This is a genomic window from Actinomadura rubrisoli, from assembly GCF_004349215.1.
GTDB classification, from domain to species: domain Bacteria; phylum Actinomycetota; class Actinomycetes; order Streptosporangiales; family Streptosporangiaceae; genus Spirillospora; species Spirillospora rubrisoli.
Genome location: NZ_SMKU01000104.1, coordinates 1 through 26352 on the forward strand (window position 1 = coordinate 1; position 26352 = coordinate 26352).

26 protein-coding genes and 2 pseudogenes are annotated in these 26352 nt (G+C 70.0%); 15 read left to right on the top strand and 13 right to left on the bottom strand.

Features of this window, described 5'->3' with window-relative positions:
• Nucleotides 1-1260 (top strand): hypothetical protein (locus tag E1298_RS48240; protein WP_207944749.1); only part of this gene is annotated, 1260 nt, incomplete at its 5' end.
• A gap of 15 nt (nt 1261-1275) precedes the next feature.
• Here the strand turns inward: E1298_RS48240 and E1298_RS20205 are convergent.
• Entirely contained in the window at nt 1276-1902 is a 627-nt protein-coding gene (locus E1298_RS20205; protein ID WP_131895508.1) for a TetR/AcrR family transcriptional regulator, read from the bottom strand.
• Nucleotides 1903-2208: 306 nt separating this feature from the next.
• Here E1298_RS20205 and E1298_RS20210 point away from each other — a divergent pair, with 306 nt between their 5' ends.
• From E1298_RS20210 to E1298_RS20220, 3 genes and pseudogenes are all read left to right on the top strand, one after another.
• Entirely contained in the window at nt 2209-2940 is a 732-nt protein-coding gene (locus E1298_RS20210; RefSeq protein WP_243725692.1) for a site-specific integrase, read from the top strand.
• Between the two features lie 163 nt (nt 2941-3103).
• Nucleotides 3104-3747: pseudogene (locus E1298_RS20215) on the top strand (response regulator transcription factor).
• A 10-nt stretch (nt 3748-3757) separates the two neighbouring features.
• Complete coding sequence (locus E1298_RS20220) at nt 3758-4846, top strand: sensor histidine kinase (protein ID WP_279498828.1); 1089 nt, start codon at nt 3758-3760, stop codon at nt 4844-4846.
• 150 nt (nt 4847-4996) lie between these two features.
• Here E1298_RS20220 and E1298_RS50430 read toward each other — a convergent pair whose 3' ends face one another.
• From E1298_RS50430 to E1298_RS20265, 9 genes and pseudogenes are all read right to left on the bottom strand, one after another.
• A complete protein-coding gene (locus E1298_RS50430; protein ID WP_341770633.1) occupies nt 4997-5311 on the bottom strand; it encodes a glycosyltransferase in 315 nt (104 codons plus the stop codon).
• A gap of 56 nt (nt 5312-5367) precedes the next feature.
• Entirely contained in the window at nt 5368-5772 is a 405-nt protein-coding gene (locus E1298_RS51215; protein ID WP_279498830.1) for a glycosyltransferase, read from the bottom strand.
• Between the two features lie 68 nt (nt 5773-5840).
• Nucleotides 5841-6425 carry a hypothetical protein gene (locus tag E1298_RS20230; RefSeq protein ID WP_131895516.1) on the bottom strand — a complete coding sequence of 195 codons (585 nt, stop codon included), beginning with the start codon at nt 6423-6425 and terminating at the stop codon, nt 5841-5843.
• Nucleotides 6426-6483: 58 nt separating this feature from the next.
• On the bottom strand, nt 6484-7092 hold the full coding sequence (vanX, locus tag E1298_RS20235; RefSeq protein ID WP_131895518.1) for a D-Ala-D-Ala dipeptidase VanX: 609 nt from the start codon (nt 7090-7092) through the stop codon (nt 6484-6486).
• Nucleotides 7089-8129, bottom strand: coding sequence for a D-alanine--(R)-lactate ligase (gene vanA, locus E1298_RS20240; RefSeq protein ID WP_131895520.1), 1041 nt, complete (start codon nt 8127-8129; stop codon nt 7089-7091). The genes vanX and vanA overlap by 4 nt, the downstream gene beginning before the upstream one ends.
• Nucleotides 8126-9091: a D-isomer specific 2-hydroxyacid dehydrogenase family protein gene (locus E1298_RS20245; protein ID WP_207944753.1), complete on the bottom strand. Its 966-nt coding sequence runs from the start codon at nt 9089-9091 to the stop codon at nt 8126-8128. Before E1298_RS20245 ends, vanA begins: the two co-directional genes overlap by 4 nt.
• 374 nt (nt 9092-9465) lie before the next feature.
• Nucleotides 9466-10731: pseudogene (locus tag E1298_RS51570) on the bottom strand (Tn3 family transposase).
• 164 nt (nt 10732-10895) lie between these two features.
• Nucleotides 10896-11654 (bottom strand): aggregation-promoting factor C-terminal-like domain-containing protein, encoded by a 759-nt coding sequence (locus E1298_RS20260; RefSeq protein ID WP_243725693.1) that lies wholly within the window; start codon nt 11652-11654, stop codon nt 10896-10898.
• Nucleotides 11655-11840: 186 nt separating this feature from the next.
• The gene (locus tag E1298_RS20265; RefSeq protein WP_243725694.1) at nt 11841-12377 is read right to left on the bottom strand and encodes a MarR family winged helix-turn-helix transcriptional regulator; all 537 of its coding nucleotides are present in this window, start codon (nt 12375-12377) and stop codon (nt 11841-11843) included.
• Nucleotides 12378-12663: 286 nt separating this feature from the next.
• On the opposite strand from E1298_RS20265, the gene E1298_RS20270 reads away from it, so the two are divergent.
• The 10 genes from E1298_RS20270 to E1298_RS20315 all read left to right on the top strand — a co-directional run bounded on the left by E1298_RS20270 (nt 12664) and on the right by E1298_RS20315 (nt 22557).
• Nucleotides 12664-13467, top strand: a complete 804-nt coding sequence (locus tag E1298_RS20270; protein WP_131895526.1) for an MlaE family ABC transporter permease — start codon at nt 12664-12666, stop codon at nt 13465-13467.
• Entirely contained in the window at nt 13467-14321 is an 855-nt protein-coding gene (locus E1298_RS20275; RefSeq protein WP_131895528.1) for an ABC transporter permease, read from the top strand. The genes E1298_RS20270 and E1298_RS20275 overlap by 1 nt, the downstream gene beginning before the upstream one ends.
• Nucleotides 14318-15397: an MlaD family protein gene (locus tag E1298_RS20280; RefSeq protein WP_131895530.1), complete on the top strand. Its 1080-nt coding sequence runs from the start codon at nt 14318-14320 to the stop codon at nt 15395-15397. The genes E1298_RS20275 and E1298_RS20280 overlap by 4 nt, the downstream gene beginning before the upstream one ends.
• Nucleotides 15394-16467, top strand: a complete 1074-nt coding sequence (locus tag E1298_RS20285) for an MCE family protein (RefSeq protein ID WP_131895532.1) — start codon at nt 15394-15396, stop codon at nt 16465-16467. Before E1298_RS20280 ends, E1298_RS20285 begins: the two co-directional genes overlap by 4 nt.
• Entirely contained in the window at nt 16467-17495 is a 1029-nt protein-coding gene (locus E1298_RS20290; protein ID WP_131895534.1) for an MCE family protein, read from the top strand. Before E1298_RS20285 ends, E1298_RS20290 begins: the two co-directional genes overlap by 1 nt.
• Nucleotides 17495-18526, top strand: a complete 1032-nt coding sequence (locus E1298_RS20295; RefSeq protein ID WP_131895536.1) for an MCE family protein — start codon at nt 17495-17497, stop codon at nt 18524-18526. Before E1298_RS20290 ends, E1298_RS20295 begins: the two co-directional genes overlap by 1 nt.
• Nucleotides 18526-19587: an MCE family protein gene (locus E1298_RS20300; protein WP_131895538.1), complete on the top strand. Its 1062-nt coding sequence runs from the start codon at nt 18526-18528 to the stop codon at nt 19585-19587. Before E1298_RS20295 ends, E1298_RS20300 begins: the two co-directional genes overlap by 1 nt.
• On the top strand, nt 19584-20879 hold the full coding sequence (locus tag E1298_RS20305) for an MCE family protein (RefSeq protein ID WP_131895540.1): 1296 nt from the start codon (nt 19584-19586) through the stop codon (nt 20877-20879). The genes E1298_RS20300 and E1298_RS20305 overlap by 4 nt, the downstream gene beginning before the upstream one ends.
• Before the next feature lie 24 nt (nt 20880-20903).
• Nucleotides 20904-21962, top strand: coding sequence for a hypothetical protein (locus E1298_RS20310; RefSeq protein ID WP_131895542.1), 1059 nt, complete (start codon nt 20904-20906; stop codon nt 21960-21962).
• Between the two features lie 103 nt (nt 21963-22065).
• Nucleotides 22066-22557 (top strand): MarR family winged helix-turn-helix transcriptional regulator, encoded by a 492-nt coding sequence (locus E1298_RS20315; protein ID WP_243725695.1) that lies wholly within the window; start codon nt 22066-22068, stop codon nt 22555-22557.
• A 42-nt stretch (nt 22558-22599) separates the two neighbouring features.
• Here E1298_RS20315 and E1298_RS20320 read toward each other — a convergent pair whose 3' ends face one another.
• The 3 genes from E1298_RS20320 to E1298_RS20330 are packed head-to-tail and all read right to left on the bottom strand — an operon-like array spanning nt 22600 to nt 25813.
• Nucleotides 22600-23361: an ABC transporter permease gene (locus E1298_RS20320; RefSeq protein WP_131895544.1), complete on the bottom strand. Its 762-nt coding sequence runs from the start codon at nt 23359-23361 to the stop codon at nt 22600-22602.
• On the bottom strand, nt 23358-24881 hold the full coding sequence (locus tag E1298_RS20325; RefSeq protein ID WP_243725696.1) for an ABC transporter permease subunit: 1524 nt from the start codon (nt 24879-24881) through the stop codon (nt 23358-23360). Before E1298_RS20325 ends, E1298_RS20320 begins: the two co-directional genes overlap by 4 nt.
• Entirely contained in the window at nt 24878-25813 is a 936-nt protein-coding gene (locus E1298_RS20330) for an ABC transporter ATP-binding protein (RefSeq protein ID WP_131895546.1), read from the bottom strand. The genes E1298_RS20325 and E1298_RS20330 overlap by 4 nt, the downstream gene beginning before the upstream one ends.
• 180 nt (nt 25814-25993) lie before the next feature.
• Here E1298_RS20330 and E1298_RS20335 point away from each other — a divergent pair.
• Nucleotides 25994-26352: response regulator (locus E1298_RS20335; protein WP_131895548.1), on the top strand; the 359-nt coding region annotated here is incomplete at its 3' end.

The following is a 26352-nucleotide window of genomic DNA, read 5'->3' on the forward strand; positions in this document are numbered from 1 at the left end:
CCGACCCCCACTCCGTCCGACCCGCCGAGCAAGCCGAGCAAGCCCAGCAAACCAAGCAAGCCGAGCAAACCAAGCAAGCCGAGCAAGCCCGGTAACCCGGGCAAACCAAGCAAGCCGAGCAAGCCACAGAAGCCCGACAAGTCGCATAAGCCTGGCAAGCCGAGCAAGCCGCCCACCGCGGTGCTGTCGCTCGGGGTCACGGTGTCGTCGGGCACGGTCCGGCCGGGCGGCTCGGTCACCGCGACCGTGCGGGTCTCGTCGTCCGGTGCGACGGCCACGGGCACCGTCCTCCGCGTGACGGGCTCGGGCGCGTCGGTGAGCCCCGGTGAGCAGGGCCTCGGGAGCGTCGGTGCGGGCGGCAAGGCCGTGACGCTGGCCGTCCGGGTCCCGGCGGGCGCGAAGCCCGGCACCGTCACGTTCACCGCCACCGTCTCGGCGTCCAAGGCGGGCACGCGCTCGCGGACCTGCACGCTCGTGGTCACCGACTCCGTGGGCGCGCTCCCGTCCGGGATCGCCCCCGCCGCGCTGCCGCCCGGCGTCCCGCCGATCACCCGCCCGGACGCCCCCCGCGCCCTGGACGGGCTGGACGGGCTGAGGCCGCCGCAGGTCGCGCTGCCGCCCGTCGCCCCTCCGCAGATCGCTCCGCCGCAGATCGCGCCACAGCAGATCCCGTCCGCGCAGGTGGCGCAGGTGCCGATGTCCACGCTGCGCCGGCTCCCGGACGAGACGTCCACCGTCGAGGACCTGACCGCCCTCCAGGCCGGCGTCCTCGCGGCGATGGCCTCCGCGGTGGCGCTGCTGCTGTTCAGGCTGCGGCTGGCCCGCCGCGCCGGTGCCGCGTCCCGGCGGCCCGGCCGCCTCCGCTCTCCGGGCCTCGCGGCCGCGTCCGCCACCCTGGGCGGCGCCGGCGACCCTCGGCTGCGCCTCCTCCCCGCGACTCCTGTCCGCCCCCTTCCCGCACACGTCCATCCGACGGTTCGGCGTCCGGGCGAGGCGCAGCAGATCGCCACGCTCCAGGCGGACCGGTCGACGGGCGCGCCCGCGCGGCTGGTCTCGCCTTGGTGGGAGGAGAAGGAGACCGTCGAGGAGCCCGTGCGCCTCGTCCTCTCGCGGCCGGGGGTCTTCACATGGGACGTCCCGGAGCGCGCGTCGGAGGCGGCGCCGGCCCGGAGCGGGAAGGCGCGGCACCGGCGCCCGAGGCGCGGCCTGCGCATCTCGCTCCTGCCCGCGACGAAGCCCGGCGGAATGACCAGCTCCTAGAACGCGGACGGGGACCTAACCGGCCAGTCGGATCAGGATGCGGCAGACCTCGTCGATGATCTCGGCGGCCTCGGTCGCGTCCTCGGCGGTGGCGATCTCCCGTCCGGCCTCGCCGATCACGGTGGTGAGCACCAGGCTGAGGACCTGCTCGGCGCGGGCGGCGGGCGGCGCGGGCGAGGCGCCGCCGGACGTGCCGCGCAGCAGCCTGGTGTTCTGGGCGATCCAGCGCTGCGCGCGGCTGCGGCGCATCAGCGAGGAGCCCGCCGGGCCCTCCCCGCCGTGGAACAGCCGCGCCGCCTCCCGGCGCTCCCAGCACACCCGGAGGTAGGCGCGGGCGCCCGCGATGAAAAGCGCGATCGGGTCGCCCTCGCCGTCCTTGCGGGCGGCGGAGACGGCCTGCGCGGCGCTCTCCTCCTGCTCGGCGGTGAGTTCCTCCCACAGCGCGACGTACAGCCCCGCCTTGCCGCCGTAGTGGTGGTAGAGGCTGCCGACGCTGATGCCGGACCGCTCGACGATCTCGGCGATGCCCGCGCCCGCGTACCCGCGGTCGGCGAACACCCGCAGCGCGGCGGTCAGCAGCGCCTGCCGGGTGGCGTCGGCCCGCGCCCAGCCGGTCGCCTGGCGCGCCTTGCCGGTCTGCATCCTCACATGGTGCCCGCGCGGGCCGCGCGGCACCACCACCCAGGGCGTGTCCGGTGCATCGCAACGCGGAGGGGGGCGGCCCGGTGTTGGCTGTCGACCGTCGACAACGCCGCGAGGTGCGTGCCTGGGGTCCCCGTAGTACTCGGGAAAGATCGGGCGGATATGGGACGGGGTTGTGACACAGAATTCGGATTACCTGTCACTCTGGCCCACGTGGGGCCGCGTCCGCCCAGCTCGCCGTGCGCCGCGGCGGAGCCGACTCGGCCACGTTATGTGTCACATCGGCCCGCGCCCGGGAGGTCGCCCGTGCCCGTCGTCGCGTTTCCCGGCCGGTCCGGATCGGCTGCGGGCGGGTGCACCGTCGCGGCCGCGGTCGAGCGGTACCTGGACTCCCTCCCGGCCGCCACCACCCGCGCCAACTACGACGACACCCTCGCCCGGCTGATCGACGTCGCCGGCGGCGCGGCTCCGGTCGCCGACCTGGCGCCGGAGGACTACGCCGCGGTGATGGACCGGTGGAACGGCGCGGCGGCCGCCACCTGGAACCGGCACCTGTCGGCGCTGACCTCCTTCACCGCCTGGGCGCAGCGGCAGGAACCGGTGGCCACCAATCCGGCGCGGCGGCTGGAGCGCCGCAAGCCGGCCCGGCGCGGTGACCGCGCCGTCCCGCGCGCCCGGCTGGACAAGCTGTTGGGCGACGACGCGCACGCACTGCGCGAGCGGCTGCTGTGGCGGCTGCTGTACGAGACCACCGCCCGCGCCGAAGAGATCCTCAGCCTCGACATCGAGGACCTGGATCCCGAGCTCCGTCGAGCACACGTGGCCTCCAAAGGCGGCGCGGTCGAGTACGTGCACTGGGCCACCGGCACCGGTCGCTTGCTGCCCCGCCTACTCAAAGGCCGCACCGCTCCCGAACTACAGGCCAAGTCCCGGCATGCCCACCTAGCCAGCCTCGGCGCCTACGTCCGCCTCGGCGAGGCCACCTCCGCCCGCGTCACCGCCGACCACGATCCCGCTGCCTGCCGCCGCATTCGCTGACTACCGCCCCACTGCCGCTAACGGACGGCTCTGGCCATCCGCCGCCGCTCGTTCGCCGCTGGTGACACGTTCGGTGACGGCGACCCAAGGCGGCACCATGTTGCCAGCCTGCACGCGGTTTTCGATACGTCGGCGATATCCCCCGGCTCCTACGATTGAGAGCATGCGTGTGCTGGTTGTCTCGAGGATGAGCCCTACATGGCCGAGGCCATTCGCGATGGACTGCGCCTGGAAGCTATCGCGGCCGACATCGCCGTCCTCGACCGCGACATCCCCGGGCCCTCCGGCGACGAGGTCGCCGAACGCATCGTCGCTTCAGGCAGCGGCATGCCGATTCTGATGCTCACCGCTACGGACCGGCTGGACGACCAGGCTTCCGGGTTCGAGCTCGGCGCCGTTGACTACCTCACCAAACCGTTCGAACTGCAAGAACTCGTACTCCGTCTCAGAGCTCTCGACCGCAGGCGTGCCCACAACAGGCCGCCGGTGCGGGAGCTCGCCGGCGTGCGGCTGGACCCGTTCCGCCGCGAGGTCTACCGGGACGGCCGGTACGTCGCGCTCACCCGCAAGCAGTTCGCGGTGCTCGAAGTCCTCGTGGCCGCCGAAGGCGGTGTCATCAGCGCCGAAGAGCTCCTGGAACGGGCTTGGGATGAGAACGCCGACCCGTTCACCAATGCCGTGCGCATCACGGTATCCGCACTGCGCAAGCGGCTCGGCGAACCTTGGCTGATCGCCACGGTGCCTGGCGTCGGCTACCGCATCGGCACAGGACCGGACGCCGGGAGCGAGGGAGGCGAACGTGGATAGGGCGCCCGGGTTGAGCGTCCGCCTCAGGCTCACCCTCAGCTACGTCGGATTCCTCATGATCGCGGGTGCTTTGCTGCTCGCCGCCGTGTGGGTGTTCCTCCTGCGAGGAAGGTCGAACAGCCTGTACGCCCCTGATTTGTCCGACTTCCGACGCGCTTTCGACCCAAGCGGCAATTTCGGCCCAGCCGTCTTCGTCCCGGCCGCGATACTGGTGCTGGCGTTCCTGCTGGTGTTCGGTCTCGCCGGAGGGTGGTATCTCGCCGGGCGGATGCTGGTCCCGCTGGCCAGCATCACCGATGCTACGCGCATGGCTGCGAGGGGGTCGCTCTCTCACCGGATCCAGTTGGAGGGGCGCCAGGACGAGTTCCGGGAGCTTGCTGATGCCTTCGATGGCATGCTCGCGCGGCTCGAAGCGCATGTCGCTGAACAGCAGCGCTTCGCAGCCAACGCTTCCCACGAGCTGCGTACTCCACTTGCGATCATGCAGACCATGCTCGACGTCGCTCGCAACGATCCGAGCCGGGAGAGCAGCGAGTTCGATGAACGCCTCCGTTTCGTCAACGCCCGAGCGATCGATCTCGTTGAAGCACTGCTGCTGCTCAGCCGCACTGATCGGGGCTCCTTCGCCCGAGATGAGGTTGATCTGTCTCTCATCGCGGAAGAAGCCACCGAAACGCTCCTCCCGCTTGCCGAGAAGCGTGGCGTCGTCATTGAAGTCTCCGGGGACATCGCCCCGACCATCGGGTCCCATGCGCTCCTGCTGCAGTTGACCACGAATCTCCTGCACAACGCGATCGTCCACAATTTGCCGGAGTCCGGCGTCGTTCAGGTCAGCACCGCTGTCGGTCCCCAGGCCGCCGTGCTCACGGTCGAGAACACCGGCGACAAGCTCAGCCCGCACGTGCTGTCCACCCTCACCGAGCCGTTCCAGCGCGGCACCGAACGGATCAGCAGCGACCATGTAGGTGCCGGCCTCGGTCTGGCGATCGCCAAGAGCATCACCCAAGCGCACGACGGAACGCTCTCGCTAAGCCCGCGCGCGGACGGCGGGCTCTGCGTCACGGTACGACTGCCCGCGACAGTTCGGCAGGTCCCCTAGGAAGCGGGACGAGCTTTCAACTTGGCCGGTGCCCCCGCGTCGCTCGGTCGGAGACGACCAGTGCGGTATTTCCGCCCAGGCACCCTTGCGTTCGAAGACGGGCAGACGTGGACAGCGATGACACCGAGTGATGACTCGTAGCCGCATGGTTCACTCTGAGCCTCGTGAGGCGATACTTCGTTGCTCCGCGACCGCGGTGAGCACGTGCCGGGCCAGGATGACGTCCGCGTCCGGTGCGCCGGCCGCCGACGCGTGGGCCGACAACTTCGCGATCCGCTCGGGATCGGTGAGCACCGGGGTCAGGGTGGTCTCGATCCAAGCCGGATTGATGTCGGCGTCGTCGACGAGCAGTGCCCCACCGGCCGCGATGGCCGGCTCGGCGTTCAGCCGCTGCTCACCGCCGCGCAGCGGTAGCGGAACGTACGCGGCCGGCAGGCCGACGGCGGCCAGTTCGGCGCACGTCATCACTCCCGAGCGACAGATCACCAAGTCGGCCGCGGCGTAGGCGTACTGCATTTCGTCTACGTGGGCATGACGACGTAGGGCGGGTCGGCGGGGTCGCGGTCCGGCGCTTCGACCACGTGCTGCGGCCCGGTGATGTGCAGCACCTGCACGCCGGTCGCCCGCAGCGCCGCAGTCGCGCCGGACACCGCGGCGTTGATCGACCGGGCGCCCTGCGAACCGCTGGTGACCATCAGTACCGGCCCGTCGGGTCGCAGGCCGAACCGCCGCCGGGCGGCGTCGCGCAGCACGGGTCGGTCGAGCCCGGTGATCGCCGGCCGCAGCGGAATCCCGATGGCGGTGGCGTGAGCCACCCGGACACTCGGCGCGGCAGTGAACACGTGCGTCGTCATCCGGACCGCCAGCCGGTTGGCCGTGATCTCGGCCGTGGGCTCCAGACAGCGCAGCGCGTTGGCGAAGTTCATCGCGGGCTCGATGTGCCCTGCCGAATGGCCGCCAGCGACAACGACGCGCGGTGGCGGCTCGCCAGGCATCACGATGCCCCTCCGATCAAGATTCCACGGTTCGCGTGAAACCGCTCGAATACCTCTATGGGCAATGATGCAGAGTCTGAATTGTGTGAATAGCCCGACGGATTGTGGAACCGCACTACACCGTCATCGACCGCATAGACCAGCACGAGGTGGCCTCCACGTTGGGGCGCGTAGGTGTTCGGGTCGCGAATCTCAGGTGAAACTGACGCGATCATGACCTGCCCGGGCCGCACCTCTCGGCTGGATACGTGAATGGGCGTGTGCTCGACCAGTTCGCAGTGGAAACCGAACTGTGAGCTGACCCAGGCCATGAACGGACGGTAGATGAGTCCCTGGACCTTGCCGGAAGGCTCCACCACGTAGCAGCCCCAGTCGAGGGCCAGCACGAGGAGTTCGCCCATCGACAGCCGGATGTCGGTCCAGCCCTGGAGCAGCGACTGCAGGCACGCTAGACCGCAGACCTTGCGGGACCAGAACAGGTACTCCTCGCTTGAGCGGTAACCGTCGGAGGCCCAGTCGTGCAGTCGCGATGGAGCGGCGCCACCCAAGAAGACCTCCAGCCCCGATGGGCCGGTGCGCCGCATGACGACGGCGTCGTTGCGTTCCAGATGTCCCCACTGCGAGATGCAATGGAGACTCCGATCACGTGATGGGGAAGTCGAAGTGAACATCAGGATGGGGCTCGTTTCTCAGCGTGTAGTGCCACCATTCACAGTCGTACCGATCGAATCCGCAGTCCTCCATGACGGAACGGAGATGCTCACGGTTCTGGGCCTCGGTCGGCGTGATTCCGCGGGCTCGATGACGTGAGATCGGGTCCATGAGGTCGTGGCCGCCACCCATGGGAGCAGGCTCACCGGTGGCAAGGTGATAGAGGGTCAGGTCGACGGCGCTGCCCCTGCTGTGGCCCGACTTCGCGGCCACATATCCGTGCTTGAACAGCTGGGTCCGGTCAATGTTCGGGTAGTGCCGCAGTTTGGTCCGGCCATCCTCGGGCTGTTGAGACCAGCGCAGGAAGCAGTCGACGGCGCGTTGGGGGCGATACCCGTCCCAGAGAAGCAGCCCGAAGCCAAGGGAGGCCGCCTTCTCGCGTGCTTGCTCCAGGGCCGCGCACAGCGACCGAGTGCCGACGATGCGATTCGCGAAATAGCCGTCTACCGGTTTACCGGTGAAATTGTCCCAGGTGGCGTACTTGGCATCCCAGCGGACGCCCGGCACCCGGTCGTCGACGTAGACGAAGTCGTCGTTCACCGCTTCTTCCCGTGCAGTGCCATCGAGATGAGCCGGTCGATCGCGTCGGACAGCGACAATCCCGCGGCGGCCATCATCCGTGGGTAGCGGCTGTAGGACGTCAGGCCGGGCATGGTGTTGACCTCGTTGAGCACCACCTGTTCGCCGTCGGTGAGGAACATGTCGACGCGGGCGAGTCCCTTGCAGCCCAGGGTGCGGTAGATGGTCTTGGCGGTCTCTTGGACGAGCCGGCGCGAGTCGTCAGAGATGTCGGCGGGAACGATGAACGTCGAGTTCTCCGATCCGGTCTCGGGTGTGTCCTCCTGGTGGATCCTGAAGAACCCGTGCGAGAGGTCGACGCGGTCCACCTCGCCGGTGACCAGGCCGAATGGTTCCTCGAGGACCGCGCAGCCGATCTCGCGGCCGGCCACGGCCTCCTCGATCAAGGCCTTCGAGTCGTACTGGTGCGCCGCGCTCAGCGCGCTCGTCAACTCGTTTTTGTCGGTGACCTTGCTGACGCCGAACGAGGAGCCCGAACGAGCCGGCTTCACGAAGACGGGATACCGAAGACGGGCGGGATCGACCTTCTCGTCCTCCGCGACGACCCAGAAATTCGGCGTGGCGATCCCCGCGCTCTTGGCGACGGTGTAGGCCAGGGACTTGTCCATGCACACGGCCGAGCCCTGGATATCGCAGCCGACGTAGGGGATGCCGGAGAGCTCCAACAAGCCCTGGATCGCACCGTCTTCGCCGAGCTTGCCGTGAAGTACGGGGAACACGAGGTCGAGGCGCACCGTCTCGTAGCCCTCCTGCCCCATGACCAGCAGACCGTGCACGCTTCGGTCAGGTGACAGCGTGACAGGACGGGCGCTGCCGTTCTCCCAGTCCGCGGCGGGGCCGTCGCACAGTTTCCACACGCCGTCGGCCGTGATGCCGATCCAGAGCGGCTCGTACTTCTCGGTGTCGAGGTTCCTCGCCACCTCGACCGCCGACTTGATGGAGACGCGATGTTCCTCGCAAGCGCCTCCGAAGATGACTGCGACCTTCAATCTGCTCATGCTGTTCTCCCGTTTTCGAAGTTCAGAAAGTTGATGACGGTGTTCTCGACGATGTCTTTCAGGGCGTGGTCGGTGTCGTAGGCGGAGTGCGGACTGATCAGCACATTCGGCAGGCGCTGCAGACGCACCAGGGCATCGTTCTCGAGATGCCTGTTTCGGCAGTCGGCGTAGAAGATGCCTTCCTCGCCTTCGAGGACGTCCAGTGCCGCGCCGCCCAGCCTGCCGCTCTCCAGTGCGGCAAGGAGGGCCTCGGTATCGAGCAGCGGTCCGCGACCTGTGTTGACGATGTACGCGCCGGGCTTCATCCGCTCGATGCGATGGCGATCGAGGAGGTGGTGGGTGTACGCCGTGAGCGGGGTGTGGAGCGTCACGATGTCGCTCAGTTCAATTAGTTCGTCGAACGGCACGTGGTCGGTTGAGGCGTGAGATCGGTTGTCGTGGGTCAGCACGCGGCAGCCGAAGCCTCGCAGCCGGTCGATGACCGCTGTGCCGATGCGGCCTGTTCCGACCACCCCGACGGTCAGGTCCCGCAGCTCCCTGCCGCGAGCGTCGCTCAGCCGATAGTCATGAGCGTCGGTGCGGCGGATGGTGGATTTCGCGTGGCGCACGGCCATGAGCATCAACATCAACGTGTAGTCGGCCACGCTGTCCGGTGAGTAGGCGACGTTGCCGACCGAGATGCCGAGGCGCTCGGCGTACTCCAGATCGATGTGGTCGTAGCCGATGCTTCTGGTGCAGATGTATTCCACACCGGCCTTGCTGAGCGCCAGAAGCGTGGGATTGGTGATCTGAGTCTTGTGGTTCACGCTGACGCACCGGTTGCCACGTGCCAGTTCAGCGTTGCTCTCGCAGACGGCGGCCTCGGTGATGGTGAGCGACAATCCGAGGCGTGCCCCTGTCTGCTGGAACAGGCTGGCTTCGTCCTGGCCGCATCCGAAGACCGTGAGTCCTGTCGTCGGGATGGACGAGGGAGATGGCTCGGTCACCGTTCGGGCGCGATGCTCCGTGGTCGCTTCGCTATAAGACCGACCCAATTCGTTGGAGGCCATGTCTCAAGTCAAGACAGCGCCGTGTTGTCAGCACGTATGCGATTCTCGATACGCGGGCGATATGCCGCCCTGAGCTGACCGTGCAGGGCGACCCCCTGGGCAGGGCGCTCACCAGGCCCGCTCACCAGGCCGGCGCAGAGGCGCAGCGGGGATCAGAACAGGGTGTCGCGCACGCGCAGGGGTCGGTACCCGGTGGGGCCGAGCTGGGCGAGCTCGCCCTCGACGTCGATCGAGCCGAAAAGTTGATGTTCTCGCTGTGCGCCGGGGAGATGTGGGCCGGCACCTGGTCATCGATGCGGCGCCCGGCCCGACGCCGACAGCTTGCCCACCAGCAGCGAGGCGGTGGCGTGCCCGAACTTCAACGAACCCGCCAGCCGCAGCAGGTCGTCCCAGTGCGCCGCGATCAGCTCGGTGTTGGCCCGCCGGGTCAGCAGCGGCCCCGCCAGCGGGAACGCCTCCAACACCTGCGCCTTCGGCCCGGTCCGGTACAAAGTGATCTTGCCCAGGTCCCGGATCCGCGGCGACAACTGCAGCCCCAGCAGGTCGAGCAGCGCGAAGTTCACCAGCGTCACCCCGTGGGTGTCGGTGGCGTGCTCGGTGACCGGGATGTCGGTGGCGTTGCCGAGGATCTCGTCCAGCACGTAGTGCGCCTCCCGCCGGGTCACCACGATGACCTTGGTGCCGTAGGTGGTGTGCTGGTCGGTCACATGCGTCTACGTCGACAAACCCTCATGGGCGAAATACCTGCTGAGCGCGCGGGCCGTGACGGACTTGCCGCGGGTGGGGAACCGCTGGCCGTCCGAGGACGACAACGTGCCCGACCCGAACACCGCCGTCAGCGGCAGCATCTGGTGGTAGCCGATCAGCGCCAGGTTCGCCGCCCGCAGCGTCTCTTCGCGCACGTACCACTCGGCGGTTCAGGCCAGCACGTCGTAGGAGATCCCGCACGCCTCCGCCATCCGGGTCAGCCCGAGGTTGGTGGACTGGGCCATCAGCACCGCGATCAGGTTCCGCTTCAGCTCCGGGCTGCGGGCCTGCTTGCCGCCGGCGTGGGTGAAACAGCCCAGGAACCCGGTGCGCTGGTCCATCTCGATCAGCAGCGACGCGATCGGCGCGAACGGCAGCATCTCGGTCAGCTCGGCCTTCAGCGCGACCGCCTCGGCGGGCACGTCCTCGGCCGACAGCGGCGAGATCACCAGATCGCCGTCGTCGTCGAGGCGGACCGGCCCCTCGCCCGCGGCCAGGGTCTGCTCCAGCTCGCCCAGCGCCGAGTGGAACTCCTCCTCAAGGAGGGCCAGGCCCGCGGCGGCCTCGGCGGGCTTGCCCACCAGCCGGCAGAACTCCGCCCGCTGACCCGCGCGGCGCTCGTCGGTGAACTCGTGCGCCAGCCGGTCAAAGGTCTCCCGCCGCGCCACCTCGCGGGCATGCGCGACCCGCTTCACCACCGTCACCGGACCCGGCCGGATCACCCTCGCCGAGATCAGGTACTCGCACGCCAGCCGGAACAGCAGCGTCGGGGAGTCATGCTCCATCGCGCGCCAGCAGGAACTCATCCAGCTCCTTCAACTCCAGCGCCGACGCCGCCCGCCACCCCAGCCGGAGCCCAAAGATCCCGGTCCGAGAGCCTACGCCGCCATATCCGCCCGATCTTTCCCGAGTACTACGGCAACCCCTGCCTGGGCGCCGCGCAACAGAACAGGGGCTTATGAAACATGCCCTAGTACCAGTGGTGCGCCGACCACCAGGACCAGGCGCCGCAGGGGTCCTTGTAGCGGGCCTTGATGTAGCCGAGCCCCCACGCGATCTGCGTGGGGGAGCTGGTGCGCCAGTCCGCGCCCGCGCTGGCCAGCTTGGAGGCGGGGAGCGCCTGCGGGATGCCGTACGCGCCGCTGGACGGGTTCTCGGCCCGCTCGTTCCAGCCGCTCTCGTGGTCCCAGAGCGTCTCCAGGGACGACCAGCAGTGGCCCCAGCCCTTGAGGGCGTTCATCTTCCTGCCGTACTTCTTGTTCTCGGCGGAGCTGGGGTTGGAGCGCGCCAGGCGTTCCCGCTCCTGCTCGGCCTTCAGCTTCGCGCGGGCGGCGGCGTCGCGCTTGGCCTTCTCCTTGAGCCTCCGCAGCTCGCGCTGGTGCTGTTCGTAGGCGCGCTTCTTGGCCGCGGCCATCGAGTCGGCCGCGATCGGGTCCATGTCGGAGCCGGTCAGCCGGGCGAGCATGTCGTTGGTGGACAGGTCGCCCGCGGCCATCTTCGGCGGTTCCCCGCCGCCGACCAGCTTGTTCACGTCGACCAGCACCAGCGCCGCGGCGAGCGCGCAGATGGTGGCGACCGTGATCGTGACGTTGTTGGTGAGCAGCCGCCAGATCCTCCGGCGCTTAGCCGGACGGGCGTCGGCGGAGAAGGGCCCGGCCCCGTACGAGGCGTACCGGTCGCCTGGCCCGGACGCGTCGTGGGCATCGGGCGCCCGCCGGGGCGGCGGCACGCGCCGGGCGTCTCTCCGTCCCCGCCTCTGTCCGGATCGGCGCTGTTCAGAACGGGTGCGCTTGGAGGAGTCGGTGGGACGTCCGCGCGTGCCGTGACCCTGTGGCATAGGAGAAGACTGCCTTATCGCCCGGGAATTGTGTCGTCGAAGACGATGTACGGGAGCGACGTCACGTCCGGTTCAGGGCTACAAGTCCACATCACCGGCCGCCAGCCGCGCGGGTTGCAGCGCCTCGAACACCTCGCGGTGCAGGCCGCCGAGGGCGGCGAGCGCGCCGTCCGGCGACTCCAGCGCCTCGTTGGCCGCGCAGGCCCGCTCCCGGCCGTCCGGGGTGATCTCGACGAGCGTGGCGCGCCGGTCGTGCGGGTGCCGCGCGCGGGTGACGAGCCCCGCCGCCTCCAGCTGGTCGACGGTGAGCTTCACGGTCGTCGGATGCATCATCAGGATCCGGCCGAGGGTGCTCAGCCGGGCGTGGCCGCTGCTGGTGAGGGCGAGCGTGGTGAGCAGGAAGTAGCCGGTGCGGCTGAGGCCGAGCCGTTTCAGCTCGATGTCCAGCCCCTTCTTGAGCAGCTGCTGGAGCCGGCCGACGGAGCAGATCGCCATGAACGGCCAGGGGCCGCCGGGCAGGCCCTGCCCCTCCCAGCGGTCCTTGATACCGGTCACCAGCGGGTCCACGCCGTCCTCCCGGTCCGTCTCTACGCCTCGTTGCGCCTGAGTTTGCACGAGCGTGATCGTAGCTTCGGACAATTCAGTATGTAAGTACTCGCTTCTTAGACCTTCTTCCAATAGAGTGCTCCAGATCACAGGCGGTGCCGGTGTGTCCGCGAGGACTCGCGGTGCCCCGTGTGATTCCGGTCTCGTCCGAGACCACGGTGGCGCGGGCCGACCCTGACCTTGGCGCCGCCCGTGGGACGGCAGGAACCGGAGTATCGGATGGGCGCCGACGTCCGAGAACGAAGGAGGCTGGAATGACCCTTCACCCCGCCCCCGAGGGGGAGGTCTCCGGCTGATGGCCCTGAGCCTGGCCAAGGCCCCGGACCTGGCACGCAGGCGGGTCGAGCGGACGCTCGACGAGACCGGGCTGCTGTGCGTGACCCTCCTGGAGGGCCTGCGCCGCACCTGGGACCTGCGCCAGTGGTGGGGCGAGTTCATCGAGCAGTGCTGGTTCCTCGCGCGGGTGACGAGCGTGCCGGTGATGCTCATCGCGGTGCCGCTCGGCGCCACCATCTCCCTCCAGGTCGGCGACATCGCCCGGCAACTCGGCGCGCAGTCGGGCACCGGGGCGCTGCTGGTCGCGGCGATGATCCAGCAGGTGGCGCCGCTCGCGGCGGCGCTGCTGGTGTCGGGGGTCGGCGGCTCGGCGATCACCTCGGACATGGGCGCCCGCAACATCCGCGACGAGCTCGCCGCGATGGAGGTCATGGGCATCAACCCGATCCACCGCCTGGTCACCCCCAGGCTGTGGGCGGCGAGCACGGTCTCGGTGCTGCTCTGCTCGGTGGTCATCCTGGCGGGCGTCCTGGGCGGCTACTACTTCAACGTCATCCAGCAGGGCGTCAGCTCCGGCGCGTTCTTCGACGGCGCCACGACCCTGCTGCAGTTCTCGGACCTGGTGATCACCCTGTTCAAGGCGTGGATCTTCGGCTTCATCGCCGCGGCCGTCGCCTGCTACATGGGCATGAACTGCGACTACGGGCCGGTGGGCGTCGGCCGCGCGGTCAACAGGGCGGTGGTGGTCACCTCGATCGTCGTGTTCGCGGCCAACTACGTGATCACGATGATCTACCAGGTCCTCTTCCCCCCGAGGTTCTGATGGTCGCCATTTCCCCCGTACGCAGACTCGGCCGGGCCTTCCGGGGCCGGACGGCCGGCCTCGCCGCCTCGGCCGACCTGCCGGTCTTCCTCGGCCGCGTCCTGTACCACCTGATCTTCGACATCATCATCCGGCGCAAGTACGGCAGGACGCTCGCCAAGCAGGTCAGCGACATCACCGTCGGCGTCGGCGCACTGGTGATCGGCGGCGGCATGATCTTCGTGATCGCGACCATGTCGCTGGCCACCGGCGCGATGGTCGGCCTCCAGGGCTACCCCGGACTCGAACGCATCGGCGCGGAGGCGTTCACCGGGCTGGTCGCGAGCTACTCCAACGTCCGCGAGGTCACCCCGATCATCGCGGGCGTGGCGCTGGTCGCGCAGGTCGGCACCGGGTTCACCGCCGAGATCGGCGCGATGCGGATCTCCGAGGAGATCGACGCGCTGGAGGTCATGGGCATCAACTCGCTGGCCTACCTGGTGTGCACGCGGGTCGCCGCGGGCGTCATCGCGCTGGTGCCGCTCTACCTGGTGTCGCTGTTCATGGCGTTCTTCGCCACCCGGTTCATCACGATCCAGTACTTCGGGCTCTCGCCCGGCATCTACGACTACTACTTCCACCTGTACCTGCCGCCGATCGACGTGTTCTACAGCGTCATCAAGGTCGCGGTGTTCGCGTTCATCGTCATGTTCATCCACTGCTACCGCGGCTACTACGCGGCGGGCGGCCCGGTGGGCGTCGGGGTCGCCGCGGGCCGCGCGATCCGGGAGTCCACCATCCTGATGATCCTGATGAACCTGGTCCTGTCGTACATCTTCTGGGGCCACGGCAGCACGGTGAGGCTGACCGGATGAGCGACGAGAGCCTCTCCCCGCGCTCCCGGACGATCTTCGGGCTGGTCGGCGCCGGGGTCATCGCGGCGAGCGCGGTCCTCGTGGCCGTCGGGTCGACCCCCTCGCACGCGGGCTCCACCTACTTCAACGCGAGCTTCGGACGGGCCGGCCAGGGCCTGGACCCGGGCAAGTCGGACGTGAAGATCCGCGGCATCGCGGTCGGCACCGTCGACGGGATCAAGCTCGACAGGACGGGCCGCGTCACGGTCCGGATCCGGGTCGACAAGGGGGTGCGGGTCCCCGACACGACGGTCGCGACGGTCGAGCCGGTCTCGGTGTTCGGGCCGAAGGACCTCGCCCTCGACCTCGGCGCGCACGAGCTGACCGGCCCGTACCTGGAGGACGGCGGGACGGTCGCCAAGACCCGGGACCCGCAGGAGCTGTCCGAGACGGCGTGGCCCACCTACCGGCTGACCAAGGCCCTCGACCCCGACGAGGTGACCACCATCCTGCGCACGTTCGGCGCGGGCCTGTCGGGCCAGGGCCCGGCGCTGCGCCGGACCGTGGACAACGGCGCCAAGGTCGTGGACGCGACGTGGCGCGACCGGCAGGCGATCCGGTCCCTGCTGTACGACCTGAACGGCCTGTCGGGCACGCTGGCCGACCGCGGCGACACCTGGACGCGGTTCACCGGCGACTTCAACCGGCTCGCGGCCGTCGTCAACGCGAAGCCCGACAAGATCGCCCAGCTGCTGGACCGGTCGGGCGAGCTGAGCGAGCGGGTCGGGTCGACCCTCCAGCGGCAGGGCGCCAACGTCGGGACGATCATCGACAACGCCGGCGATGCCGCGGCCGTGGTCAACGGCCAGCGCCGCAACGTCCCCATCCTGATCGACAGCCTGAACGGGTTCTTCGCCCTGCTCTCGCGCATCATCCGCGTCCCGGGGCCCGAGGGCACGATGATCGCGCAGGTGAGCAACACGCTGCCGCTCGACCTGTGCCAGATCTTCGTGGACGTCTGCCCGGCCGCGCCCGCCGCCAACGCCTTCGGCCTGGGATCCGCGCCCGCCGGGAAGACGCCGGGGGCGCGGCCATGAGCCTGCTGCGCGGCAAGGCCGCGCGCGGCCCGGACCGGGCCACGATCCTGAAGTTCCTGGTGTTCGTCGCGCTGACCGGGCTGCTCACCTTCTACATCGGCCAGCAGATCCTCGGCACGAGCTTCGCGGACCGCTACACGCTGACCGCGACGTTCGACGACGTCACGGGCCTGCTGGAGGGCGACGCGGTGAAGGTCGCGGGCGCGCCCGTCGGCCAGGTCAAGAGCATCAAGGTCGTGCGCGGCAAGGCCGTCGTGCGGATGGCCGTCGACACGGGTGTCCGGGTGCCCGACGACTCCACCGCCGCGATCCGCTGGCGCAACGTGATGGGCCAGCGGGTGGTCTACCTGGAGCCGGGCAAGAACCCGGGCCGGCTCGGCGACGGCGACCGGGTGCCGAAGACCCGCTCGGTCGTGGACCTCGGCGCCATCGTCAACAGCCTCGGCCCGCTCACCCGCAACCTCGACCCGAACCAGCTCAACAAGATCCTTTTCGCGTTCTCGCAGGCACTGGACGGCAACGAGCGCAACACCTCATTGCTGACCGACAACTTCGACCTGCTGCTGCGGACGTTCGCGGCGCGCAAGAAGACGATCAAGGGAATGATCGACGACTACGAGACGGTGACGGACGCGATCGCGACCCGGGACCGGCAGATCGCCGCCAGCGTCGACAACCTGGAGTCGCTGACGAAGGTGTTCGCGAACAACCACAAGCTCCTGGACAACGCCGTCGTCCAGATCTCCGGCGTCACGACGAACCTGAACCAGGTGCTCGGCGGCAACGACGCGCAGCTCGCCCGCATCATCGACAACCTGGGCCGGTTCAGCGGGACGTTCCGGCTGAACGTCGACCAGCTGGAGAAGATGGTGCAGACCCTCCCGCTGACGCTGCGGCAGTTGTTCGCCTCGGCGAACGGCGGCAACTTCCTGCGCACCAACGCGCTGTGCCTGAACCTCGTCCAGGGGCCCTGCCCGTTCCCGATGCAGTTGCCGAAGGCGCCCGGCACCCAGCAGCCCGGCAAGACCGATCTCGCGAAGCTGAAGGCGATGCTGGGAGGTGGCGGCTGATGGCGCTCAAGTCGCTGCGCGACGCCAACCACCGGATCGTCGCGATCGTGTCGCTGTCGGTCCTCGCGGCCGCCTGCGTCTTCGCGTTCGCGGTGGGGCAGCTGCACCTGTTCGACCGCGGCTACACGATGAGCGGCGAGTTCAGCGACACCGCCGGGCTGAAGAAGGGCCAGGACGTCCGGGTCGCGGGGGTGCGGGCGGGCCGGGTCACGGGCGTGCGGCCGGACTTCGCCCGCGGCAGGGTGATCGTCACCTGGCACGTCAACGCCGGCATCGACCTCGGTCCGGACACCCGGGCCGAGATCCAGACGACGACGCTGCTCGGCGGACGCTACCTGCGGCTGTCGGGCCCGGTGGCGCGCCCCTATCTGGCGAGCGTGCCGGAGTCGCGGCGGCGGATCCCGCTGGCGCGCACCAGCGTCCCGTTCACCGTCCCGGACGCGCTGGAGGGGGCGCAGAACATCGTCGGCAAGCTCGACCAGAAGAGCATCGACAAGCTGCTCACCGAGGTCACGAAGATCAAGTCACCGGGCGCGGCGAAGCTCACCCGGATCCTGGTCAACGTCCAGGACCTGTCGCGGACGCTGAACGACTCCTACCCGCAGATCCAGAGGCTGATCGAGAACAGCAAGACGATCACCGGCACGCTCGCGGCCAAGGACGACGAGCTCCGGGAGATCATCGACGCGACCCAGGTGCTGCTGCGCACGCTCGTGGACCGCCGCGACGAGCTGGCCGCCACGATCGGGCAGGGCAACCGCACCGTCCGGACGCTCTCCAACGTGATCTCCCAGAACCAGAGGCAGCTCGACTCGCTGCTGGACAACCTGCACCTGCTGACGACGCGGCTGGCGCCCAACATGGACGCCCTCAACACCGACTTCTCGCTGCTCGGGCCGACCTTCCAGCAGGTCGCCAACCTCAAGGGCAACGGCCCGTGGATCGAGGGCCTGCTGACCGGGCTCGGGCCGCTCCAGCCGGCGGGCCCCATCTCCACGCGGCGGCCCCCGCAGCAGGGAGGCAACTGATGGGCCGGCAGGCGAGGTACATCGGCGCGGGGCTCTGCCTGGCCCTCACGGCGTCGCTCGGCGGCTGCTCGCTGTCCTCGTCCGCGAGCGGCGAGCGCACCATGGTCGTCTACGTCCCGAAGGCCCGCTCCTTCTACAAGGAGTCCAGGGTCAAGGTGATGGGCGCGGACGTCGGCCTGGTCGACAGGGTCGAGAACCAGGGCGACAAGATCAAGGTGACGTTCCACCTGCGCCGCGACGTCCCGCTGCCGCGCGGGGTGCAGGCGTCGATCGTCCCGCTCAACCTGGTCGGCGAGCGCAACCTCGTGCTGCACCCGGCGTGGCAGCCCGGCCAGCCCAAGGAGACCGCCGACACCATCCCGATCGAGCGGACCCATGTGCCCGTCGAGGTGGACGACGCGCTCAGCTCGTTCACCAACCTGGCGAACGCGCTCGACCCGACCAAGGTGCGGACCGCGCTCGGCAACGCCGCAAGCACCGTCAACGGCACCGGCAAGGAGTTCAACGCCACCCTGGAGCAGAGCGCCCGCCTGGTCGAGAACGTCGCCGGGCAGGACAAGGAGCTGATCCAGGTCGCGCGGAACCTCAGCCGGCTGGCCGGGGTGGTGCGGGGTCGCGAGCAGGTCCTCGGCTCGATGATCCGCAGTTTCGCCGAGGCGACGCGGGTGCTCAGCTCCGAGCGCGGCGAGCTGCAGCAGCTGATCGGCGGGATCCTGGAGCTGTCGAAGAACGGCGGCAAGCTGATCGAGCGGTACAAGGGTCAGCTCCCGTACGACCTGGCGGTCCTCACCCGCACGGCGCTGGTGCTGAAGGGCAACTCCAAGCAGCTCGCCCAGCTCCTGGACGTGCTGCCCGGCATCAGCGACGCCCTCATCGGCGGCTACAACCCGAAGAACAAGTCGCTGCAGATCCGGTTCGCGACCGACGCGTTCCTGCGGACCTGGCTCAAGGGCCTGATGAACAGCGACAACGTCGACTGCCCGCTGCCCAGGCCCAACTCCAACTGTCCCTGGCAGAACGGAGGCAACTGATGGGCGGACGGATCCTCGCGCTCGTCGCCGCCCTCGCCCTCGCGGTCTCGGGCTGCTCCTACAAGACGGCGGGCGCGCCCAAGGGCGACCTCACGCTCACCGCGACGTTCGACGACGCGCAAGGGCTGGTCGCCGGGCACAGCGTGAAGATGTCCGACATCACGGTCGGCAGCGTCACGAAGGTGCGGCTGGCCGGGTACCGGGCCAAGGCGACGCTGTCCATCAAGAACGGGATCAGGGTCCCGCGGGGCACCCGGGCGGAGATCAAGGTGACCTCGCTGCTCGGCGAGAACTACGTGGACCTCCAGCTGCCGCCGGGCGGGAGCATGGACCGCGGCCCCTTCCTGGCCAAGGGCGCGGCGATCGCCGACACCAGCGTCCAGCCGGCTTTCGAGCAGGTCGTCGGGCAGGCGGGTCCGCTGGTCAAGGCGCTGGCGGGCAACGACGTGGCCACGGTCGTGGGCACCGGCGCGGCCGCGCTGGACGGCAACGGCCGCAAGCTCAACACCACGATCGCCAAGGCCGGGGACCTGCTCCGGCTGTTCGCCGACCAGCGCCGCGAGCTGGGGGAGTCCGTCGACCGGTTCGCCCGGCTCGGACGGTCGCTGGCGGCGGGCGACGACGCGCTGCGCGAGGCGCCCGTCCAGCTCGAACGCACCACGCGGCTGCTGGACGACAACAAGGAAAAGATCATCAGGACGGTGGACCGGCTCACCCGGATGGCCGCCCAGCTGAACGACAAGGTGCTGGAGGGCCGGATCGGGCGGTTCCGCCGGCTGCTGAGCGACCTCGACCCCGTCCTGCAGCAGCTCGGCAGCAACCGCAAGCGGCTCACCGACCTGGTGAACGGCCTGGTCACCTTCGCGGACAAGCTGCCGCGCGCCAGCTACGACGGCCAGCTGCTGCTCTACCCGCTGCTGCGCATCGTCTGGCCGGACGGGACGCCCGTCCTCCCGGGCGCGGGCGGCAGGCCCACCAAGGCCGCCCCCGGCGTCGAGATCCCGAAACAGGTGGAGGGCGCCCTGCCGGACCTGGAGAAGCTTCTGGAGCCGCGGCGATGACCCGACGCCTGACGATCAACCTGGCCGTCTTCGGCTGCCTCGCGGTGCTCATGGTGGTGTGGGCGTTCAACAACGTCGTCCGGTTCGACTTCATCGACCGGCCGTACCACATCACCGCCGAGTTCGAGTCCTCGCCGGGGCTGCACCCGAACTTCGAGGTCGACTACCTCGGCGTCCGCGTCGGCAAGATCGACTCGGTCCGGCTGGACAAGGACAAGGTCGTCGTCCGGCTGGACATGGACCGCGGCGTCAAGATCCCCCAGGGCGTCACGGCGGCCGCGGCGCGCAAGTCCGCGGTCGGCGAGCCGGTGGTCGAGCTGACCCCCGGCCCCGGACGGGCCGCCGCCCCGCCGATGAAGCCGGGCGCGCGGATCCCGGTGTCGCAGACCAAGGTCCCGCCGAAGTACGGCGACCTGTTCGGCGCGGTCATCAAGACCCTGGGCGCGATCAATCCCGACCACGCCAAGATCCTCACCCATGAGCTGGCCGAGGGCTGGTCGGGCCGCGAGGGGTCGCTCCGGCAGATCATCAACGGCGGCGACCAGCTGACGGCGACGTTCGCCGAGAACACCGAGCTGCTCGACGGGCTGACCAAGGACCTCGGCCGGATCACCCGCGTGCTGAACCAGAACCGCGGCGACCTCGGCGCGGGCATCGACGACCTGGCGACCCTGACCGGGGCGCTCAGCCAGGTCCGCGGCCAGATCGGCGAGCTGCGCGACCGGGGCCCCGGCCTGCTCGCCACCGTCGACTCGCTGCTGGCCAAGACCGGGCCCGACTTCGAGTGCGCCGTGGACGCGCTCGGCAACTGGGGCCTGAAGAAGCACAACCCCGAGATCCTCAGTGACCTGCGGGATACGCTCGCCAAGGCGCCGCAGCTCAGGACCGTCCTGGACAACGTCATCGGGATCGACCAGGGCAAGCCCGTCCTGAACGTGGCGTTCATGGTGACGCTGAAGAAACCGGCGACGGTGGAGTACAAGTACCCGCTGCCGCAGCCGGGCGTGAACAAGGTGCCCACCTGCGGCGGCCGGACACCCGCGCTCACCGCGCAGAAGCCCTACAAGGCCAAGGACCCGGGCGCGACGATCCCCACCCACGATCCGTCGCTCAACGAGCAGGACGTGCGGGCCAGGAACGCCGCGAACAGCGGCAAGGACTCTTCTGGCGGGCCGCCCCTTTGGCTAGTGTACGTTCCCCCGGTTCTGGCACTGCTTGTACTGATCAGGGTCATGATGGGCTCGGTGCCCGTGGTGTCCCGCCTGTCCCGACTGCGTCGAGGCAAGGACTGACCCCAACCCCGAGGAGTACCCGAAGTGACAGCCAAGACCACCAGGGAAGCCGCGGACGCCGCGGAGGAGCGGGCCACGGCCGACGAGGTCGAGGCGGTCGCTGCCGACGAGGAGCGGGAGGCGGCGCCCGGCGAGAGCGGCGATGAGCCCGGCGCCAGGCCGGCGCGGCCCGCCGCCAGGCGCAAGCGCCGGGTCCGGGTCATCGAGGTCATCGACGACGAGGACCTCGACGAGGTCCTTGAGGCCCTCGACGCCGAGGACGAGCAGGAAGCCGCAGAGCCCCCGGCCCGTCCGGCCCGTCCGGCAAGGGCCGCCAAGCCGAAGCCCAAGGCCGCGCCCGCCAAGGCCGCGAAGACCCGTCCCACGCGGATGGAGCCCCTGGAAGAGGCGGACGACGAGGCCGAAGACGAGGACGAGGCACCCGCGCCGCGCCGCACCCGCACGACCGCCTCCGTCTCCGCCTCCGACGACACCGGGGACGCCCCGTCCCGTCCGATGATCTTCGGGCTGGGCGCCGCCCAGGCGATCGTGGTCGCCGTCCTCGTCGCGCTGCTCGCGAGCCTCGCGATCTGGCAGTGGACGAGCGCGAGCGGCCTGTCGTCCAAGCGGGACGAGCGGGCGGAGGTCTCCAAGGTCGCCGCCGCGTACGGCGACGTGGCGTTCAACTACAACGCCGCCAACTACCAGGCGCAGACCGGCAAGGCCGAGAAGCTGATGGGCGGCGACCTCCTGGAGAGCTTCAGGACCACCACGCTGCCGAACCTCATCAGCGCGTTCAAGACCGATCCCCAGGTCGGGGTGACGTCCAAGACGAACCAGACCTTCGTCGGCAGCGTGGACGGGAAGTTCGCCACGGCCGTGGTCATGGTCGACGTCAGCTTCAAGACCAAGGACGGGGCCGTCTCGTCCCCGGCCACGCTGCTGCGGCTGGCCCTGGCCAGGATCGACGGGAAGTGGAAGGTCACCAAGCAGTACCCATCGGGCGTGAACGACCAGAACCAGAACCAGCAGGGGAGCCAGCTCCCCGTCCCGGGCACGTCCGGGAGCCCGGCCCCCACCAAGAGCCCCAAGCCGAAGAACTAGAGGTTTTCGGCGTGAATGGCGTGCCCCGCACGGAAGCCGTGCGGGGCACGGCGTGTTGGAACGGTATTGGGGCCGGAGGACGAAGGCGGGCATGATGGCGACGGTGACCGAGCGTGAGGCGGATCAGGGCGGCAGTACGGCTGTGCCCGACGGGCTGATCTATGAGTTCGGCGTACTGCTGGGCGCCGCCGAGATGCTGGAGCGGATCGCGGGACGCGAGCTGGAGCGCCGCTGCGGCATCCGGCACGCGGTGTTCGAGGTGCTGCTGAAGCTGTCGGACGCGGGCGGCCCGCGGTCGATGGGCGGCCTCGCGGGCGAGCTGATCCTGACGAGCGGCGGCATGACCCGCATGATCGACCGAATGGAGGAGGCGGGCCTCGTCCGCCGCCAGGCCGCGCCGGGCGACCGGCGCCGCCAGCTCGTCGAACTGACCGGCCCCGGACGCGCGAAGCTGGACGAGGCCATGCGCGTGCACGCGGAGACGCTGCGCCACCACTTCGCTGGCCCGCTCAACGCCGACCAGCGCACCCTCCTCGTGGACGCCCTCCGCACCCTGGCGACGACGGCCCGCGAAGAACTGGGCGCCCTCCACTAGAAGCCCACCCTTTCCGCCAACGTGCGCCCCCCGGGACAGCCCTCAGGCGTCGCGCGTGCGCAGCAGCAGACCGCCGGTCAGCAGCGCTGCGGCGGCCCACCCGGCGGTCACACCGAGCCCGGCCCAGGGGCTGATGGGCAGACTGCCGAGGTCGGTGGTGGCTTGGATGGTGAGGCCTGCGGTCATAGGCGCGATCTTCTCCAGCAGGCGCTGCCAGTCCCGGTCGCCGATGGTCTGGGAGACGATCGGGACGATGTAGAGCAGGCCGAGGACGACGCCGATGCCGGTGGCGGAGTCCCGCACCGCGGTCGCGACACCGAGGCTCAGAAGGCCGATCAGGATCAGGTAGAGGACCGTCCCGGCGACCGCGCGCAGCACCGGCCCGTCTGACAGGGACAGGGCCCGGTCGCCGGGGTCGGGCAGGATGAGCCGTCCGGCAAGCACCGCCCCGAGGACGGCGACGGTCCCGCCGGCGGCCACGACGCCGGAGAGAGCGACGGCCTTGGCCGCGAAGAGCGTCGCCCGCCGCGGCACCGCCGTCAGGGTGGTGCGGATCATGCCGGAGCCGTACTCCCCGCTGCTGATGATCAGCACCGCGAGGATGACGACCAGCGCCTGGCCGAGGTAGACGCCCGTGAGGGTCAGCTTCACCGTGTCGCCGCCGCAGCCGCCGGCCGTGCAGTCCACCACCGACGTCGCCACGGCGCTCAGGGCCACCGTCGCCGCGACGGTGCCGAGCAGCAGCCACAGCGGGCCGGCGACGGTCCGCATCTTCGTCCATTCCGCGTGCAGGGCGAGTCTCATGCGTCTCTCCTGTTGAGCAGGACGGCGGCCGCGACCAGGCTCACCACCGCATAGGCGGCCAGGACGGCGAACCCGGCCCACGGCGCCAGCGGGTAGTAGCCGTTGTATGGCGTGTAATGGCTCGCGACCTGGTCGTACTGCACAAGCGTCTGCTGGACGGCGAAGGACGCCCCCGGTGTCGCCCGGGCCAGCCAGTTCGCCACGCTCGCGGGCATGAACGGAACGGCCATCAGGATGTAGGGCAGCACGATGGCCACGATGACGGTGGTGACCGCGCCGGCGCCGTGCCGGAGGATGGCGCCGACGGACAGGGCCAGAACCGCGGCGGTCGCGAGCAGCGCCGCGGTCCCGAGCGTCACCCGCAGTTCGGTCGAGGACGCCGCAGGGAAGATGTAGACGCCGTTGTCCCGGGCGAGCCGCTCACCGAGCGGAGTCGCGAGGATCGCCCCCAACGCCCCGGCGACGAAGGTGACGACCCACAACACGATCGCCTTGGCGACCAGCACCCGGCTCCGGTTCGGGCCGGCGGCCAGGGTCAGGCGGATCATCCTGCTCCGGTACTCCGTGGTGATGAACAGCGCTCCCACGACGATCGCCGCGATCAGCGCCGCGAACGTGCCGGTGAGGATGTCCCGGAGGGTGCCGCCGGTCGGCAGGGACTCGCGGACGGCGGGCGCTATGTCGCCGGCGCCGGTGACCGTGAACCGGCCGTCAGTTCCCGTGAACGAGCCCGACGTGTTCTGCGGATAGCCGGCAAAGCTGGGCGAGTCGGCTCCTACCTGCTCACCGGTCCACCTGTCACCGGCCCGGCCCCCTTGGACGCGAAGATCTCCGAAGGCGGCCGTGGACACGCTGCCTGCCGTGCCCATGCCGTCCACGGCAGGCGGAGACGCGACGAACAGCCCGACCTGCGCGGTCGACCCGAGCCCGCTCACCCTCGCGGTGCCCACCCTGGACCAATTCGTGCCGTCGGCCGAGGCATAGCCGATGATCGCGTCGCCCGAGCGGTCCAGCCGCAGCCAGCGATCAGATGCGGCGGAGACCGGGCCGGGCGGGCCGAACGTGTCGTTGACGTAGGCGTCCTGCATCCGCACGCCGTGGCTGCCGGTGACCATGATCGCCGCATAGGGGGATCCCTGGCGGGTGCTCGCCTTGATGATGAGCCCGGCCTTCGCCCACGGCACGTTGCCGGGCTGCAGGTCCCCTGGACCTTCGGGGATGCTGCTCTTGAGCGCGGAGACGGAGACGGTGATGCTGCCGTTCCCCGCCAGCGGCCGGTGCACGAAGTAGAAACTGTCGGTGACCGGCTCACCGCCCGGCCCGATCGTCACGGGCGGTGAGCCATGCTGATCGCCGCTGAGCCCGGCGAGCACGGCGAACACCACCAACAGCAGCGCCGCGGCCGCCATGCCGATCAGCCAACCGCGGACGGTTCGGAACTTGGTCCATTCCGCGTGCAGCACCTGGGGAAAGCCGTCCCGTCCGACTCGTCGGCCGGACCGGTGAGACGTGCCAGTCACTGTGAGACCTCCGCGGGCGTCGCGGCGCGGAACTCGACCGCCTCGCGGGTGAGCTCCAGATAGACGTCCTCAAGGGTGGCGCGGTGGGCCGATACTTCGGAGAACGGCACCGCGCTCTGGCCGAGCAGCGTCGCGATCCGTCCAGCGGGCAGGCCCGAAACGGTGATGGTGTCGCGCCCGGCGGCCGCCACGGTCACACCGGCCTGCGCGAGCACCCTCATCGCGTGCGTCCCCGCCGTGGTCCGCAGGGTCACCCGGTTCTTGGAGGCGGCCGCGATCAGCTCGGCCACGCCGGCGTCGGCGATCGCCCTGCCGCGCCCGACCACGACGAGATGATCGGCTGTGTCCTGCACCTCGCTCATCAGGTGGCTGGAGACCAGCACGGCGCGGCCCTGGGCGGCCAGCGACCGCAGGAAGCCGCGCATCCAGATCATCCCGTCGGGGTCCATGCCGTTGAACGGCTCGTCGAGCATGATGGTCGGCGGGTCGCCCAGCAGGGCCGCGGCGAGCCCGAGTCGCTGCCGCATGCCGAGCGAGTAGCCGCCGGCCTTGCGCCGGGCCGCCGAGGTCAGCCCGACCTGCGCGAGCACCTGGTCCACCCGCCGCGCGGCCAGGCTCTGCGAATGCGCCAGCCACAGCAGGTGGTCACGCCCGCTGCGTCCGGGGTGCAGCGCCGCCGCGTCCAGCAGGGAACCGACATGGCTCAGCGGACGCTTCAGACTGCGGTACGGCTTCCCCGCGACGAGCGCGGCCCCCTCATCGACCGCGTCCAGGCCGAGGATCACCCGCATCGTGGTGGACTTCCCTGCCCCGTTCGGCCCCACCAAGCCGGTCACCGCACCCGGACGGACGGTGAAGGACATGCCGTCGAGGGCCAGGGTCGTCCCGTACCGCTTGCGCAGTCCGGCGACGACGATCCCTGAGGCGCTCATCGCGGGCTCACGGTTCGAAATGGATTCATGCCGACGGTTGTACGCGGCACCCGGTTCCAGCCCGGTCGCAGCCGCTGCGACCGGGCTGGAACCGGGGGTCTGGCATCGTTGGCGCATGGCACCTCGACCCGGCGGCCGGTTGGGCCGCCCCGCACGCACGACCGCCGGCGGTGCGCGGCGGTGAGGGTCCTCGTCGTCGAGGACTTCGAGATCCTCGCCCGCTCCATCGGGACCGGGCTGCGCCACGAGGGGATGGCCGTCGACGTCGTCCTGGACGGGACCGCCGCCCTCGACCGCCTGGCCGCCACCCGCTACGAGGTGGTGATCCTCGACCGCGACCTGCCCGGCGTCCACGGGGACGAGATCTGCCGGCGACTCGCCCACGGCCGCTGCGAGACCCGTGTGCTGATGCTCACCGCCTCCGACACGATCGAGGACCGCGTCGACGGGCTCAGCCTCGGCGCCGACGACTACCTGCCCAAGCCGTTCGCGTTCGCCGAACTGGTCGCCCGCGTCCGCGCCCTGGCCCGCCGCGCCAC